The sequence below is a fragment of the Amycolatopsis sp. FU40 genome (genome assembly GCF_021903635.1).
Taxonomy (GTDB): domain Bacteria; phylum Actinomycetota; class Actinomycetes; order Mycobacteriales; family Pseudonocardiaceae; genus Amycolatopsis; species Amycolatopsis dendrobii.
Map to the genome: position 1 here is coordinate 6,652,034 of NZ_CP091381.1, position 14,450 is coordinate 6,666,483.

A 14,450-nucleotide genomic window follows, 5' to 3' on the forward strand; every position below is an offset into this window, starting at 1 on the left:
TCCGGATCTCACCCGCCCGGACCCCGCTGAGTCAAGGTTTCGCGTAATGCTCGGCGACCGCCGCGAACGCCTCCTTCGGTTCCCAGTTCAGCCCCGGGTACGCCGTGCCCGACCCGACCTCCAGCATCCGCACCAGCCCGAAGCTCGCGAGGTCGAGCTCACCGGGGTAGTTGTAGAGCGCGAACAGGAACACGAACGCGCTGTCCACTCCCTCCGCGTCGAAGATCTCCAGCAGCTCGCGCAGATACGCGGCCTGTCCGGCTTCGTCCCGCTCGTACTCGCCGTCGATGCGAAGCGGATCGCCGGTGTCCTTGTCGTACTCGACGATTTCCATGCTTCGCGGCGCGACGTCGCCGGATCCGCGCCAGGTCGCCGTGCCGAAGCCGGTGATCGCGACCGGTTTCCCTTGCGCCACCAGCGTTCGCACGCCTTGCTGGAAGACGTCGGCGACCTCGGCGGAGCGGATGAGCTCCACCGTGACGAAGTCGAACCGGCTCCAGTCCACCTGCTCGAACTGGATGCACGCGTAGGTGACCGGGCCGTGGAACCGTTCCCGCACGATCTTGACCGCGGTGTCGAGGAACGGGTCGAGCCGTTTGCCCACCTCGGCCAGCCGTTCGGCGCGGCCCTCCGGTTCGGCGAGCAGCAGGCTGACGCGTTCGGCGGTGTCCTTGCCCGGCAGGAAGCCTTCGTTCATCACGCTCAGCTCGACGCCGGTGACGAACACGACCTTCGCCCCGGTGGCGCGCAACCGTTCCGCGCGGGTGGCACAGTCGGCGAAAAGGGCGAGCATCTCGTCGCGGGACTGCTCCAGCGGATACGGCGAGACCCACACCTCCAGCCCCAGTTCGGCGGCCCACCGCGAGGCCTGCTCCAGCCGATCCGGATCGCCGCCGACGACGTGCACCGCGGTGCAGTGCAGGTCGTCGCGGATGATCGCCAGTTCGCGTTTCACCACCTCCGGTTCGAAGCTCTCCCTCGACGACCGTCCATTGCGGACGAATCCGGTCTCGTACGTCATTCCCTTGCCGCGCATGGCGGTTTCCTCTCGTTCGGGGACGCCGCCCACCCTACGCACGAAACTTGCGTACACGCAAGTTTGCGTAGGCGCATGAACCCTGCGAGACTGACCGGGTGACCGGATTGCGCGAACGGAAGAAGCAGGCCACTCGGGTCGCCTTGCGCGAAGCAGCCCTGCGGCTGGCGATCGAACACGGGCCGGCGAACGTGCGCGTCGACGACATCGCCGAAGCGGCCGGAGTGTCGCCGCGGACTTACAACAACTACTTCTCCAGCCGCGAGGAAGCGATCGTCGCGGCGGTCACCGCGGACCGCGAGAACCGGATCGCCGCCGCTGTCGCCGAGCGCTCGCCGGACACCCGGCTGGCCGAGGCGATCCCCGACGCGATCGCGGAGCAGTACACGGATCCCGGCGGGCAGAGCCGCGACGCCCTCCTGCTGATCACCACGGATCCCGGGCTGCGCACGGCATTTCTCGACGCTCCGGCCGCTCTCGAAGACCCGCTGCAGGAGGTGATCGCGGCCCGGGTCGGCGACCCGCGGACCGCGCGCGTGCTGGCCGCGTCCGTCGCCGCGGCAGTCCGGGTCGCACTGGAGCAGTGGACGCAACCGGCAGGCAACGGCCTGGTGGTCGTGTCCGGCTCGCTGCCGGATCTGCTGCGGCGAACGCTCGACCCGCTCGTTCCGGCGCTCGACGCCGCGGAAGCGAACTAGACCGCGATCTCCTTGAAGATGTGCGGGTACGACACGATGTCGTCGGGAAACTCGGCCGCCACCCGCTGGAATTCGGGGTTGCTCAACGCCGCGGCGAGCGCCTCGGTCGATTCCCAGACCGCGACGTTCAGCAGCAGTTGACTCCCCGTCGTTCCCTGGTGCATCCGCAGCGAGACGAATCCGGGCTGAGCCCTCATGAACTCGGCCTGCTTCCGGAATAGCGCCAGGAACTCGGCAGTCCGCTCCTTCGGGACGACGAAGGTGTTGGCGAGGACGATCTGCCCGGTCTTCTCCTTGAACTGAGCGAACATCGGCGCGTGCGGGTCGAGGCTCTGCAACTTGGCCATTCCGGCACTTCTCCTTGCTGTCGACTGAATCTAGCGCTGCTAGATACTGGTTCGACGCTAGCACTGCTGCCGCTCGATTGTCTAGCAGTGCTAGCACTAGGCCAGGCCGGTGATTCCCCATCCACTCGCCGTTCAGCTCCAACATTGTCTTCACAACTTTATGAAAGCTGTGTACCTTCTGAACTATTCAGAGGGGAAGGAGCGACGATGACCCGTCAGGCAGGACTGCCGCTCGCAAGGGGCGCGTGTCCGTTCGATCCGGTGCCGGCCCAGCGCACACAAGCTCCGGTCGAGCCGCTGACGTATCCGGACGGCACCCAAGGCTGGTTCGTCACCGGGTACCACGAAGTACGGGCGGTGCTCGCGGACAAACGGATGTCCGCACGCGCGGAACTGGCGAAGATTCCGTTCGATTTCGGCCCGCTGCCGCCGCCGAAGCCCGCCGACCCGGGGGTGTTCACCGGGATGGACGACCCGGACCACCACCGCTACCGCAAGCTGCTCACCGGGGCGTTCACCGTGCACCGGATGCGCACGCTGGAGGACCGCGTCGCCGAGATCGTCGATGCCCACCTCGACGCGATGGCCGCCGCGGACGGTCCGGTCGACCTGGTGGAAGCGTTTGCGCGGCCGGTGCCGTCGCTGGTGATCTGCGAGTTGCTCGGCGCGCCGTACGAACGCCGTGCCGAGTTCGACGGCTACACCACCACGATGTTCTCGAAGGACGTGCCGATCGCCGAGCGGATCGACGCGACCCAGGGCGTCGTCGCGTTCATCGCCGAGCAGATCGAGGAGAAGCGCGCGAACCCGGGCGACGACCTGCTGTCCGACCTGGTCCGCGGCGGGGAGCTGACCGACGAGGAACTCGCCAACATCGGCATGATGCTGCTGGTCGCCGGATTCGAGACGACCCGCAACATGATCGCGCTCGGCACGCTGGCGCTGCTGGAGAACCCGGAGCAGCTGGCGAAGTTCAAGGCCGATCCGGAGCTCACCGCGGGCACGGTCGAGGAACTGATGCGCTACCTCAGCGTGATCCACATCGGGCCGATCCGCACCGCGCTCGAAGACGTCGAACTCGGCGGTGTGACGATCAAGGCGGGCGATCCGATCGTCATGTCGCTTCCGGTCGCCAACCGGGATCCGGAGAAGTTCCCGGACCCGGACCGCCTTGACGTCACGCGCAAGGCGACCGGGCAGCTCGGCTTCGGCCACGGTGTGCACCAATGTCTCGGGCAGCAGCTGGCGCGGGTCGAGATGCGGATCGCGTTGTTCCGGCTGTTCGCGCGGTTCCCGGACCTGCGGCTCGCGGTGCCGTTCGCCGAGGTGGACCTGCCGCACGACGCGTCGATCTACGGTCCGGTGCGGCTGCCGGTGACCTGGCGGCGGGAGTAGCCTGGCAGCGGCGGGCCGAACACCGGAATCGAGGTTTTCCGCGCTGTGCATGCGATTGCTCTGATTGGCGCCTTCACGTTCGTCTGGTTCGGGATGGTGCTCGCCATCTCGTTCCTGGAAGCCCCGCTGAAGTTCCGCGCGCCGGGGGTCACCATCCCGATCGGCCTCGGCATCGGCCGGATCGTGTTCCGCGCCTTGAACATCGCCGAGGTGCTGCTCGCGGCGGCGGTCGTGGTCACGGTGATGGCCGGGCAGCCGGGTACCGCCGTGACGGTGCTGGCGGCGGTGGCGGCAGTGGTGCTGATCGGGCAACTGGGGGCGGTCCGTCCGGCGTTGAACCGGCGGACGGACCGCGTCCTCGCCGCCCCGGAAGGCGTGGAGCTGCCGCGCTCCCGCGCGCATTTCGTTTACCTCGCCGCGGAAACCGTGAAAGTGCTCGTGCTGCTGGCGCTCGGGATCCTGACCGTGGCGGGCTAGCGGCTCACGCGAACCCTTCCAGTTCCGCGATGCGGCGGAACACCTCGCGGGTGTCCACGCGCTCCATCTCCGGGTCGAGTTCGTAGTACACCGCGAGCACGTTCTGCGCGAGGCGGCCCCGTTCGTCGAGGTCCGCGAACCGGCCCAGCGAGATGTCCCGCATCGCCTCCTCCGAGGTCATCCCCCGGCGGTGCCGGTCGGCGGCCTCGGCCTGCACCCACTGCAGGTAATCGCGGACCGAACGGATGCCGTCGGCGTCGGTGACCGGGCCGTGGCCGGGGACGACGAACTCGGGGTCCATCTTGAGCATCGCGTCGCAGGCGGCGATCCAGTTCGTCACCGGTCCCGCCCAGGTGATCGGGGTGCCGCCGATGAACAGCAGGTCTCCCGCGTAGAGCACGCCCTCGTCGGGGACCAGCACAACGCTGTCGCCCTCGGTGTGTGCGGGGCCGAGGCAGCGGATTTCCACCGCGACGCCGCCGATGTCGAGCTTCAGCTGCTCGGCGAACGTCCGGGTCGCCGGGGTCGCGGTGATGGAGTCGAAGTCGAACGGATGGAGGATGTGCTGGGCGAAGCGGCCCAGCGGGCCTTCCTGACCCACCAGGCCGCGCATGAGGTCGGGGCCGTTGGTGCGCATCTCTTCCGCCGTGGCTTCGGACGCGATGATGGAGGCGTCGGCGACCAGTTCGTTGCCGAACCAGTGGTCTCCGTTCGCGTGCGTGTTCACGACTGTCTTGATAGGACTGTCCACTGTGGTTTCGCGAAGCCCGTCGAGCAGCTCGCGGGTCATCGGCACGTCGAAAAGCGTGTCGACCAGGAGGGATTCTCCGGTGCCGGCGATCAGTCCGGCGTTGCTCCAGCCCCAGGTTCCGTCCGGGACCAGCCAGGCCGAACAGTGCTCGGTGAGCCGGTGATGTCCTTTGGTGTAGGGAATATCGTTGGGCATGCCTGCCTCCTAGTGGACGTGCACTTCAGGTGCACCCTGATACGAAGCCACTCCCGCACCGTCCGGCGCGATCTGCCGTTGCCCCACCGGGTTTCGCAGCGCACCGACGCCAGATGCGGCGAGTTCCACCACGTCGCCCGGCTGGATCCAGCGGTCCAGTTCCAGCCCGCATCCGCCGCCCACGGTGCCGAGCCCGAAAAACTCGCCGGGATAAACGTCTTCGTCCAGCGACGCCCACGCGAGCACTTCCGCGAACGAGAACTGGCGGTCCTTTGTGGACCCCGATGCCCAGACCTCACCGTTGACCGCGGCCGTCATCCGCACCGCCCATTCGTCGACCTCGTCCATGGTGAGCACGCACGGCCCCATCGCGGTGCAGAAGTGTTTTCCTTTGGACGGACCGATGGTCATGCTCATCTCGAACATCTGGATGTCGCGGGCGCTGACGTCGTTGAAGATCGTGACCCCGGCAATGCGTCCGGCCGCCTCGGCTGGCGTGAGGTTCCGGCCGCCGCCGGAGGTGAAGAACCCCAGTTCGAGTTCGAAGTCGAGCTGCGCGGTGTAGGACGGCCACAGCAACGGCTCGTCGGGCCCGATCACCGTCTCGACGTTGCCCTGGTAGCAGATCGGCATCGCCGCGAAGGCAGGCGGAACGTCGAGGCCAGAGCCCTGGGCGTGCTGCGTATAGGTCAGATAGTCGCGGATCCGGCGTGGCCTCGGCACCGGCGCGAGCAGGCGGACTTCCTCTCGCGGAAGGACTGCTGGACGACCTTCGTCGACCAAGACCTCGCCCTTTTCGGTCGCTGCGTCGGCGAGCTGAAGCGCCTGCTCAGCCCTTCCGCGCGCCTCCGCCCCGCCCTCGAAGAAGGCGACCATCTCGGTCGCGGCTTCGGCTCCGGCCTTCGCCGCCCGCAAGACCCGCGCCGGATCCACCACGACGTCGCCATGCAGCACACCGAGCCTGGCCGCGCCCGCGGATTCGTAGGTGACCAGCCGCATCGCCGCCTCCTTGAACTGGAGTATAAGTTTGGACCTGCGTCCAATTTATGCCGCGACGTAAGTATCGTCAAGGGCGCCATTCAGCAGGCGCCGCGCGGAAATGATGGTTGACTGCGAGGCATGACGGCAGAAGCGACGAGCGATCGGCGGACCAGGCAGCGACACGAACGCCGCGACCGGCTGTTCCAGGCGGCCGTGGAGCTGTTCGCGGAACGCGGCTACGAGAACACGACGATGGAGGACATCGCCGAGCGCGCCGACACCGCGCGCGCCACCGTGTTCAACCACTTCCAGCGCAAGACGGCGTTCCTCGACGAGTGGAGCCTGCGCCGCCGCGAACGCGCGATGACCGCGGTGCGCGCCGAGAACCTGGAAGACCGGCCGCTGCGCGAGGTGCTCAGCCGGTATCTGATCGAACTGGCGCGCAACAGCCTCGACTCCCGAGCGGAAACCGTCGCCTGCATGGGCGCGGCGATCCACTCCACCAACGTGTTCGGCAATCCGGAACTGGCACGTCAATTCGGCGCGTTCGTCGCGCGGGCGCAGGAGACGGGGGAAATCCGGCCGGATATCGATCCGGCACAAGCGGGACTGCTGCTGGCGACGGCATATTTCGGAACGCTCAGCTCATGGATCGAGAGCGAGGCGGCGCCGTTTGATCTCCAGGCGCACTTGCTGCACATGCTGGAGATGATTTTGCGCGGTATCGCGGTGCGTTAACGCCGAATCCCGGCGATCCCGGACAACAACTCGCCCATATCGATCACCACCCGCGATGCGCCGCCGTCCAGTGGCACCGCGGTGATCCGGCCGCCGAGGTCGGACACGTAAGCGACCTCGTCGTCCACCGCCAGGCCGATCGCCTCGGTGAAGCCGCTCGCCAGGATCTCGGGCTCGGCGCCTTTCTCCCCCGGGGCGGGAATCGGTGCTCGGTTCAGCGTGTTGCCCTTCGGGGCCGCGCCGCGGTCGGTCCAGTACAGGTATCCGCCGTGGATCTCCAGGTCGATCGGTTCCGGCAGGTGATCCCACAGGGTCTCGATGTCGGACCGGTCGCGTGCGGTCTCCCCCGACGGAATCTCCAGTCCAGCACGGAAAATCCGGCCGACGCCGCCCTTCGCCGGGCCCTTCTGCGTCCAGTAGAGCTGCGTAGCGTCGACAGTGACGCCGACACATTCCTGCATCCCGCTGTCGTCCGGCTCGTTCACGATCAGGTCCGTGAGCCCCGTGCCATCCGGATTGACCCGGGTGATCCGATAGCCTTCCCGGTCGCCCCAATACAGAGAACCGTTGTACGCCAATTGTTTCCCGGTGGTCAGAGTTCCATTCGGGACGACATCGCGTGCGCCGGTGCCGTCGAAGGAAACCGCGTGCAGACCGCCGTTTCGCGCCGAGTAGTCGAGGCCGGCCTCACCCGGCACCGACGGGTCGCGCGAAGGCATGCCCATGGTGGTCCAGTAAACAGTGCCATCGGCGACGACAACGCCATCCGGTGAGACGCCGGCGTCTTTGTACAGCGGGGTAACCTGCCCGTCGGGAAGTCCGACGCGGTAAATCGTCCCGGTGCGAATGCCCAGCACTACTAGCTCGCTGAACATGTCACCTCCACTCTGGACGGTGCGATCCCCTCGGGATCAACGGATTTGTGTAATAGCCCGGAGTCTCGGACATCCGGATTTGTTCGGTGACGCCGCGGTAGCGACCGAGCGAGGTGTCCGCGGTGAATGTCTCGGGATCGAAGTATTCGTGCCCTGGTGCGACACCGGCGACCTCCGCGGCGTAGCCCTTGTCGAAGATTCCCAGGCTCAGCAACCACAAGGCGACGCGCGTGAGCGAAACCTGCACCCGATAAGAACCGCCCCACTCGGCGCGAAGCATGAGTGCGCGCAGGATTCCCAGTTGCAGGAACCATGACGTGATGTAGTCATTCACCACTGGCACGGCCGGCAGCGACGGAACTCCGCCCTCGCCTTCCAGCAGCATGACTCCGGACAGGCAGCCGGCCGTCTGGTCGAAGCCGACCCGTCCGGACCACGGGCCGTTGCCGCCGTTGAGCGTCACCTCGGCGTGGATGATTCCGGGCCGGATCTCGGCGGCGGTTTCCGCGTCGAGTCCGTGCCGCGCAAGGTATCCGGGGCGGCGGTTGGCGTAGAAGATGTCCGCGCCGGCGAGCAGCCAGTGCATTCGCTCTTGATCGGCCGGGCGGCGGAAATCGAGCCGGGTGGAGCGAACGCCCACATTGGACGTCGCGTACAGCAGCGGCAGTTCGTATTCGCCCGGGTCCCACACGTTCAGCACGTCCGCGCCGTGCAATGCCAAAGCCCGGCCACAGCCGGCACCCGCGATGATGTGCGCCCGGCCGAGTGCGCGGATTCCTTCGAGCGGCGTGGAAGGGTTGGGGTGCAATGGCTCCGGCGGGCTATCGCCGATCCGCTCGACGATCACCGGCGGCATCGTCGAGAGCACCGATTGGTACTGCTCGGTCGCCATCAGCTCTTCGGTCGTCCGCACCACCGGCATGATGACACCGGCGGCCTCCGCGGCGTCCTCCAGCTCGAACGAGTTCCACTGCGCGATCGCTTGCCGCACCACGGCATCCCGCTCAGGAACGCCGAGGAGCGCGGCGGCGTCGTTGCGCAGCTTCGGATACGGGCTGATCGGGTGCACCCAGCGGCCGTCCGCGGTGGCGTAGAAGCGGTCAGTGCCAAAGGCGGGATCGACGCGCGCCGGATCGCCCTGCGGGTAGCCGTCGAGCAGTTCCCATTTCTTGTCGTAGAACGGGCACAGCCGGTGCGGCGCGGTCCGCAGGTCCATCGAAATGTCCTGCCCGCGTCCGCCGCGCAGCTGCCAGATTTTAGCCACCGCAACGGATTTCGCCGCCAGCGCGATGGACGTCGCCCCGGCCAGCCGCAGCGCGCCCGGCAGCACCGGGTCAGCCCCGGTGAACTCAATCTGGCCACCAGCGTCGGATTCTTGCAGGCCGACCGAACCCAGCAAGTCGGCGAGCGGCTGGTGCAGATCGTATTCGTCAGTGGTCGCAGGGTTGGCGAGCGAGGCCTCGAGTTGCTCGGTGAGGCTCATTCCTTCTCCAGCGCGTCCAGCAGCGCGCGGGTCCGGCTGTCGCGCGCTTCGACCCGCTCGGCGTAGGTGTCCGCGGCCCCGTAGGTCTGCTCGACCTCGTCGATCACCGCATCGAGGTGTTCCCGGTCCGGACGGCCGATCTCGAACTTCATCTGCGAGCCGACGTGAGTCACCAGGTGCCGGATCCCGTCCGGGCCGCCGCCGAGGTGCATGCTCTCGAACGGCCCGATGGTCGCCCACCGCGGCCCGAGCGACGCCTTGACCAGCTCGTCCAGGTCGCCCGCGGAAATCACGCTCTGCTGCACGAGGTACATCGCCTGGTCGTTGAAGACCTTCTGCAGCCGGTTCCCGACGAAGCCGGGCACTTCCTTCTTCAGCGTGATCGGCTTCTTGCCCAGCCCGCGATAGACCTCGACGGCCTTTGCCACGGTCTCCGAAGAGGTCGAGACCCCGGGCACCACCTCGACCAGCGGCATCAGCTCCGGCGGGTTGAAGGGATGCCCGATGACGATCCGCGAGGCCGCCGCGTTGCCCTCGGCGATCACCGAGGGCAACAGCGACGACGAGGAGGACGCCAGTACCACGTCGTCACGCGTGGCGGCGGCGAGCGTCGCGAACATTTCCCGCTTCAGCTCGATCCGCTCCGGGCCCGACTCCTGGACGAAGTCGGCGCCTTCGGCGGCTTCCGCGAGGTCCGCGACTGCCGTAGCGGGCAGCCCGGCGAGGTCGCGAGAGACGATTTCCCGCAGGTCCGGGCGTGGATCAGTGACCCGCACCGTCCAGCCGGCCTCGGCGAACAGCCGAGCCCACGACACTCCGATGACCCCTGCGCCGACGATCGCGACGACCGGCATGGCGCGCTCCTTTCTCAGGCGGTGACCGCGTCCGCGTTGTTGAGCAGCGCGCTCGGCGGCGTCAGCAACGCGTCCGACGCTAGCGCGCGGCGGCGGGCCGCGCTCACTCCGCCGTAACTCTCCGTGATGGCGATGAGGCGCGCCGCGTGGTGCGCGACCTCTGATTCGTAAGTCATTCCGATGCCGCCGTGCAGCTGGACGATCTCCTCGGCGGTCGCGGTCGCCGCGTCGCACACGAACACGAACGCGTCGTCAGCCGCGGCATCAAGGTCCACAGTGGAGGCGCCGTTGTCGTACGCCTCGACCGTCGCGGTGGCCCACAGCGCCAGCGAACGGGCCAGCTCGACCTTCGCGTACAGGTCGGCGGCACGGTGCACGAGCGCCTGGAACGCCGCCAGCGGAACGCCGAACTGCTTGCGGGTCTTGAGGTACTCGACGGTCATCGCGAGCCCGGTCTCCATCAGGCCGATCGCCTCGCCGGTCACCGCGACTCGCACCCGCGAGAACGCGCGACGCAACGCGGCCGATACGTCAGCTTCCGAGGTGCCGAGGAGAACCGCAGGCGTACCAGCGAATTCGACCTGCGACGTGTGACCCCAGTCCGCGGCCCGGCCGTCCACGCGAGTGATGCCTTCAGCGGTCGCCTCGACCAGGTACACCCCGGTGCGGCCGTTCTCGTCGACCGCGGTGACCAGGAACTTGTCGGCTTGATCGGCGTTGCGCACCGGCGACTTCGTGCCGGAAAGCGCGGAACCGGCCGCCGACACCGACGGCGCGACGCCCCACGGACGTCCCGGTTCGGCGTGCGCGACCGCGATCGTCGTGCCGCCACTGGCGAGCAGCGGCAGCAGCTCCTTGACCTGGTCGTCGGTGCCCAGTTCGGCGATGATCCACGACGGCAGGAACACGCCGTCGAGCAGCGGTTCGGCCGCCGCGTGCTTGCCCATCGCCTCCAGCGTCGCGTAGACCTCGACCGGGCCCGCGCCCGCGCCGTCGTGGTCCGCGGAGATCGGGAGACCGGCGAGACCCAGCTCGCCGAGGGTGCTCCAGACCTGGTCGTTCCAGCCGAGCTCGCTGCTCGTCGCGGCCGCGCGGCCGCCTGCCGGGTAGCCGCGGCCGACCGCCGTGTCGACGGTCTCGAACAGCAGCTTCTGGTCTTCGTTGAATTCGAGGTTCATGAGTCGCCGTCCCTTACAGACCGAGGATCGTCTTCGCGATGACGCCGCGCTGGATTTCGTTGGAGCCGCCGAAAATCGACAGTTTCCGCTGGTTCAGGTACTGCGCCGCGGCCACGACCGCGGCCTCGTCGGCGCGCACCGGCGATTCGGTGTCCAGCAGCATGCCGTCGGACCCGGCCGCGCGCATGCGCAGCTTCGTCAGCGCCTGAAGGGCCTGCGTGCCCTCCATCTTGAGCAGCGACGACACCGGGCTCGGCTGGCCGTTTTCCGAGGCGGCGGTGACCCGCATCTGGGTCGCCTCCAGCGCGAGCAGCGTGGTCTTCGCGGTGTGCATGGCGGCGCGGAATTCCGCGTCGCCGGCGAGCGGACCGTCCTCGGTGGGCAGATCGGCGGCCGCGGCGGCGAGGTCGGCGAAGATCCGCTGACCGGTGCCGACCTGGGCAATGCCGTTGCGCTCGTTGCCGAGCAGGAACTTCGCGTACGTCCAGCCCTTGTTCTCCTCGCCGACGAGGTTCTCCGCCGGGATCACCACGTTGTCGAAGAAGAACTCGTTGACCTCGGCGGACCCGTCGACCAGCTTGATCGGACGGCGCTCGATGCCCGGCGTGTTCAGGTCGAGCAGCAGGAAGGACAGGCCCTGCTGCTTGCGCGGCGCGTCCGGGTTGGTCCGCGCGAGCACGAACATCCAGTCGCCGTACTGGCCGAGCGTGGTCCAGGTCTTCTGTCCATTGAGGACGTAGTGGTCGCCGTCGCGCTTCGCGGTGGTGCGCAGCCCGGCGAGGTCGGAACCGGCCTCCGGCTCGGAGAAGCCCTGCGACCACCAGATGTCGAGATTCGCGGTGGCCGGGAGGAACTTCTGCTTCTGCTCCTCGCTCCCGAACTCGGCGATGATCGGGCCGACCATGCTCGCGTTGAAGGCGAGCGGCTGCGGCACCGCGTTGCGCTGGAGTTCGGAGGCGTAAATGTGGGATTGCGTCGGAGTCCAATCGCGACCGCCCCACTTGACCGGCCAGTGCGGGACGGCCAGACCGTGCTCGTTCAGGATCCGCTGGCTCGTGACGATGTCGTCGCGCGTGATCAGGCCGAGCGCGCTGCGCTTGCGGATAACCTCTGGAATCGCGCCGAGGAACACCTCCCGCAATCCGTCCCGGAACGCGAGGTCCTCTTTAGACAGTTCGAGATCCATCGATCAAACCCCTTCAGTGGTGCGTACGGCTCCGACGACTTCGGCGGTGCTCGCTCCGGCGCGTTCGGCGTGCCTGCGGAACCCGGCCGGGGTCCGCGAGAAATGCAGCGGGCTCTCCACGACGCGGATCGTGCCCTCGGTCGGGTGTTCCCGCTCGGTGATCAGCCCGACTTCCTGAACGTACGGGTCGGTCGGCAGGTCGGCGATGTCGACGACGACCGCGTACGGAACGTCGTGGGCGGTCAGGTACTCCTCCCACTCCGCGGTGGTGCGGCTGGCGGAGTTGGCCAGCACCTTCTCCACTCCCGCGGTGAAAATCTCCCGGTCGATCACCGGGGAGTCCCAGGCCGGATCGGCCGCGGCGTCCTCGAGGCCGGCGCCGATCAGCAGCGTCCGCACGGCGTCGTTGGTGTAGGGCACCGCGGCGATCGCGCCGCCGTCGGCCGTGCGCATGGCCGCGTGCGTGTCGCTGAGCGAAAGCGGGTTGCCGACGTCACCGGCGGCTGGGACGAAGACGTCGCCCGCCAGGTGCTCGACCAGGTTGACCGCGATCATCGCGTCGGCCATCGCGAGTTCGACCTGCTGGCCCTTGCCGGTGCGCTGCTGGTCGAAGAGCGCGGCGAGCACGCCGTTGAGCAGGTAAAGCGCGGCGGTCTTGTCGGCGATGAAGGTCGGGACGAACTGCAGTGTGCCGCCCGCCCGGTCCTGCAAGCTGACCAGGCCGGACGTGGCCTGGATGACCTCGTCGTAGGCGGGCCGGTTGGCGCGCGACGAGCCGGGCGCGAAACCCTGCGCGTGCGCGTAGACCAGGCGAGGGAAGCGTTCGCGCAGCTGCTCGTAGCCGAGGCCGAGCCGGTCGAGCGCGGCTGCGCGCATGTTGGTGACGAGGACGTCGGCGTCGGCGAGCAGGGCGAAGAGGTCTTCGCGGCCGGCGGGGTCCTTGAGGTCGAGTTCGATACTGCGTTTGTTCTGGTTGACCTGCATGTACAGCGGGGCCATCCCGGGCGTGCGGCCGGTGTTGGCCGGCGAGTGCCGGGCGACGTCGCGCAGCGGTTCGACCCGGATCACGTCGGCGCCGAAGTCGCCGAGGATCTGCGTGGCGTACGGGCCCATCACCGCGGACGACAGGTCGAGCACCTTAACCCCGGAAAGCGGTCCGGTGGCATCCATCTTCGCGGTCCTCCCGTTGACGATCTTTGCTTCACCACAGACGCTAAGCGCTTGCTCACCAGAAGGGAATGACCGAGTGCATCAGATCGGTATGACCACCGTGATAACACCGTGGGTACGCTGCTCAGCGTGGAGATTCACCACCTGCGGTACTTCCTCGCGGTCGCGCGCGAGCTGAACTTCACCCGTGCGGCGCGGGCGCTGAACATGTCCGTTCCGCCGCTCAGCCAGCGCATTCGCGACCTCGAACGCGAACTGGGGGAACCGCTGTTCGACCGTTCCACCCACCACACCCGGCTGTCCGAGGCCGGCGAAGCGCTGCTGCCGCTCGCCGAATCGGTCGTTTCGGGTTTCGACGCCATTCCGGTCCGGATGCGCACCCGCGACCAGCGCGCCGACGTCCGGCTCGCCATCCCCGACGTGCTCAACCCCGCGCACCGCCGCCAGCTCAGCGAATCGATCCGCGCGCTCGACGGCTCCTACCGGTTCACCCTGCGGCAGATGCCCTCGCTCGGGATGGAATCGGCGCTGCTCAGCAATTCGCTCGACCTCGCCGTGTCGCACCTGGGCACTTCCGACGACCGGCTGTCGACCATCGTCCTTTACCGCGAACCGCTCGGGGCCGTCGTGGACGCCTCGCGGTTTCCTGACCGGACCTCGCTCACCCTCGCTGACCTGCGCGGATTCCAGTATCTGCAAGGCCCGCGGCACTGGGATCTCGGCTCCCGGCGCGCGGAGCAGCTCGCCGCCAAGGGCGTGCTGGTCGATCCGGAAGCGCAGTTCTCCGACGTCAGCGGGTTGCTGATCTTCCTGCGCAGCACCAAAAGCTTCACCCTCGCGCCGGTCGAATCCGCGACCGCGCTGGCCCTGGATCCGAACGAGTGCGCGGTCCTGCCGATCGACGATCTCGTCGCCACGCTCACCACGTTCCTGATCCGGCGCACCGCCGACACGCGGCTGGATCCCGTGGTCGAGGTGCTGCGGCACGCCCGCGTCCCCGACTGACCCTCGGACGAGGCCCCGTCCGCGGATTCACCCGGCCGTGGTGGCTTTACATTTCATACCCTCTTGTCAATCAAGGTGTAC

At 67.9% G+C, this 14,450-nt stretch carries 15 protein-coding genes; 5 read left to right on the top strand and 10 right to left on the bottom strand.

What is annotated here, in order from left to right; translation table 11 throughout:
• Positions 1-31: 31 nt before the first annotated feature.
• On the bottom strand, positions 32-1,036 hold the full coding sequence (locus L3Q65_RS31130) for a hypothetical protein (RefSeq protein ID WP_237597334.1): 1,005 nt from the start codon (positions 1,034-1,036) through the stop codon (positions 32-34).
• Between the two features lie 98 nt (positions 1,037-1,134).
• Here L3Q65_RS31130 and L3Q65_RS31135 point away from each other — a divergent pair, with 98 nt between their 5' ends.
• The gene (locus tag L3Q65_RS31135) at positions 1,135-1,734 is read left to right on the top strand and encodes a TetR/AcrR family transcriptional regulator (RefSeq protein ID WP_237597335.1); all 600 of its coding nucleotides are present in this window, start codon (positions 1,135-1,137) and stop codon (positions 1,732-1,734) included.
• Here L3Q65_RS31135 and L3Q65_RS31140 read toward each other — a convergent pair.
• On the bottom strand, positions 1,731-2,081 hold the full coding sequence (locus L3Q65_RS31140) for an antibiotic biosynthesis monooxygenase (protein WP_237597336.1): 351 nt from the start codon (positions 2,079-2,081) through the stop codon (positions 1,731-1,733). The genes L3Q65_RS31135 and L3Q65_RS31140 overlap by 4 nt on opposite strands.
• 207 nt (positions 2,082-2,288) lie before the next feature.
• Here L3Q65_RS31140 and L3Q65_RS31145 point away from each other — a divergent pair, with 207 nt between their 5' ends.
• Positions 2,289-3,476, top strand: coding sequence for a cytochrome P450 (locus L3Q65_RS31145; protein WP_237597337.1), 1,188 nt, complete (start codon positions 2,289-2,291; stop codon positions 3,474-3,476).
• Positions 3,477-3,569: 93 nt separating this feature from the next.
• Positions 3,570-3,953 carry a hypothetical protein gene (locus L3Q65_RS31150; protein ID WP_237600963.1) on the top strand — a complete coding sequence of 128 codons (384 nt, stop codon included), beginning with the start codon at positions 3,570-3,572 and terminating at the stop codon, positions 3,951-3,953.
• Positions 3,954-3,957: 4 nt separating this feature from the next.
• Here L3Q65_RS31150 and L3Q65_RS31155 read toward each other — a convergent pair whose 3' ends face one another.
• Together L3Q65_RS31155 and L3Q65_RS31160 are read right to left on the bottom strand one after the other, a co-directional pair.
• Positions 3,958-4,899, bottom strand: a complete 942-nt coding sequence (locus tag L3Q65_RS31155) for an MBL fold metallo-hydrolase (protein ID WP_237597338.1) — start codon at positions 4,897-4,899, stop codon at positions 3,958-3,960.
• A gap of 9 nt (positions 4,900-4,908) precedes the next feature.
• Positions 4,909-5,898 (bottom strand): fumarylacetoacetate hydrolase family protein, encoded by a 990-nt coding sequence (locus tag L3Q65_RS31160; RefSeq protein WP_237597339.1) that lies wholly within the window; start codon positions 5,896-5,898, stop codon positions 4,909-4,911.
• Between the two features lie 120 nt (positions 5,899-6,018).
• Here L3Q65_RS31160 and L3Q65_RS31165 point away from each other — a divergent pair, with 120 nt between their 5' ends.
• The gene (locus L3Q65_RS31165) at positions 6,019-6,618 is read left to right on the top strand and encodes a TetR/AcrR family transcriptional regulator (protein WP_237597340.1); all 600 of its coding nucleotides are present in this window, start codon (positions 6,019-6,021) and stop codon (positions 6,616-6,618) included.
• On the opposite strand, the gene L3Q65_RS31170 is transcribed toward L3Q65_RS31165, so the two are convergent.
• From L3Q65_RS31170 to L3Q65_RS31195, 6 genes are read right to left on the bottom strand one after another with little or no spacing between them, the layout of a single operon-like run.
• Positions 6,615-7,493 carry a hypothetical protein gene (locus L3Q65_RS31170; RefSeq protein ID WP_182889626.1) on the bottom strand — a complete coding sequence of 293 codons (879 nt, stop codon included), beginning with the start codon at positions 7,491-7,493 and terminating at the stop codon, positions 6,615-6,617. The two genes, L3Q65_RS31165 and L3Q65_RS31170, sit on opposite strands and share 4 nt — an antisense overlap.
• Position 7,494: 1 nt before the next feature.
• On the bottom strand, positions 7,495-8,976 hold the full coding sequence (locus L3Q65_RS31175) for a CoA transferase (protein ID WP_237597341.1): 1,482 nt from the start codon (positions 8,974-8,976) through the stop codon (positions 7,495-7,497).
• Positions 8,973-9,830 carry a 3-hydroxyacyl-CoA dehydrogenase NAD-binding domain-containing protein gene (locus L3Q65_RS31180; RefSeq protein ID WP_237597342.1) on the bottom strand — a complete coding sequence of 286 codons (858 nt, stop codon included), beginning with the start codon at positions 9,828-9,830 and terminating at the stop codon, positions 8,973-8,975. The genes L3Q65_RS31175 and L3Q65_RS31180 overlap by 4 nt, the downstream gene beginning before the upstream one ends.
• A gap of 14 nt (positions 9,831-9,844) precedes the next feature.
• Positions 9,845-11,008 (bottom strand): acyl-CoA dehydrogenase family protein, encoded by a 1,164-nt coding sequence (locus L3Q65_RS31185; RefSeq protein WP_237597343.1) that lies wholly within the window; start codon positions 11,006-11,008, stop codon positions 9,845-9,847.
• Between the two features lie 13 nt (positions 11,009-11,021).
• Entirely contained in the window at positions 11,022-12,194 is a 1,173-nt protein-coding gene (locus L3Q65_RS31190; RefSeq protein WP_237597344.1) for an acyl-CoA dehydrogenase family protein, read from the bottom strand.
• A gap of 3 nt (positions 12,195-12,197) precedes the next feature.
• Positions 12,198-13,364, bottom strand: a complete 1,167-nt coding sequence (locus L3Q65_RS31195) for a CaiB/BaiF CoA-transferase family protein (RefSeq protein ID WP_182889621.1) — start codon at positions 13,362-13,364, stop codon at positions 12,198-12,200.
• Positions 13,365-13,493: 129 nt separating this feature from the next.
• Between L3Q65_RS31195 and L3Q65_RS31200 the strand changes: the two genes are divergently transcribed.
• Positions 13,494-14,369: a LysR family transcriptional regulator gene (locus tag L3Q65_RS31200; RefSeq protein ID WP_182889620.1), complete on the top strand. Its 876-nt coding sequence runs from the start codon at positions 13,494-13,496 to the stop codon at positions 14,367-14,369.
• Positions 14,370-14,450: the final 81 nt, after the last annotated feature.

Excerpts from the sequence above, each read along its gene's own strand:
- L3Q65_RS31130 (WP_237597334.1), bottom strand. The coding sequence starts at position 1,036 with ATGCGCGGCAAGGGAATGACGTACGAGACCGGATTCGTCCGCAATGGA.
- L3Q65_RS31140 (WP_237597336.1), bottom strand. The coding sequence starts at position 2,081 with ATGGCCAAGTTGCAGAGCCTCGACCCGCACGCGCCGATGTTCGCTCAG.
- L3Q65_RS31145 (WP_237597337.1), top strand. The coding sequence starts at position 2,289 with ATGACCCGTCAGGCAGGACTGCCGCTCGCAAGGGGCGCGTGTCCGTTC.
- L3Q65_RS31150 (WP_237600963.1), top strand. The coding sequence starts at position 3,570 with ATGGTGCTCGCCATCTCGTTCCTGGAAGCCCCGCTGAAGTTCCGCGCG.
- L3Q65_RS31155 (WP_237597338.1), bottom strand. The coding sequence starts at position 4,899 with ATGCCCAACGATATTCCCTACACCAAAGGACATCACCGGCTCACCGAG.
- L3Q65_RS31160 (WP_237597339.1), bottom strand. The coding sequence starts at position 5,898 with ATGCGGCTGGTCACCTACGAATCCGCGGGCGCGGCCAGGCTCGGTGTG.
- L3Q65_RS31165 (WP_237597340.1), top strand. The coding sequence starts at position 6,019 with ATGACGGCAGAAGCGACGAGCGATCGGCGGACCAGGCAGCGACACGAA.
- L3Q65_RS31170 (WP_182889626.1), bottom strand. The coding sequence starts at position 7,493 with ATGTTCAGCGAGCTAGTAGTGCTGGGCATTCGCACCGGGACGATTTAC.
- L3Q65_RS31175 (WP_237597341.1), bottom strand. The coding sequence starts at position 8,976 with ATGAGCCTCACCGAGCAACTCGAGGCCTCGCTCGCCAACCCTGCGACC.
- L3Q65_RS31180 (WP_237597342.1), bottom strand. The coding sequence starts at position 9,830 with ATGCCGGTCGTCGCGATCGTCGGCGCAGGGGTCATCGGAGTGTCGTGG.
- L3Q65_RS31185 (WP_237597343.1), bottom strand. The coding sequence starts at position 11,008 with ATGAACCTCGAATTCAACGAAGACCAGAAGCTGCTGTTCGAGACCGTC.
- L3Q65_RS31190 (WP_237597344.1), bottom strand. The coding sequence starts at position 12,194 with ATGGATCTCGAACTGTCTAAAGAGGACCTCGCGTTCCGGGACGGATTG.
- L3Q65_RS31195 (WP_182889621.1), bottom strand. The coding sequence starts at position 13,364 with ATGGATGCCACCGGACCGCTTTCCGGGGTTAAGGTGCTCGACCTGTCG.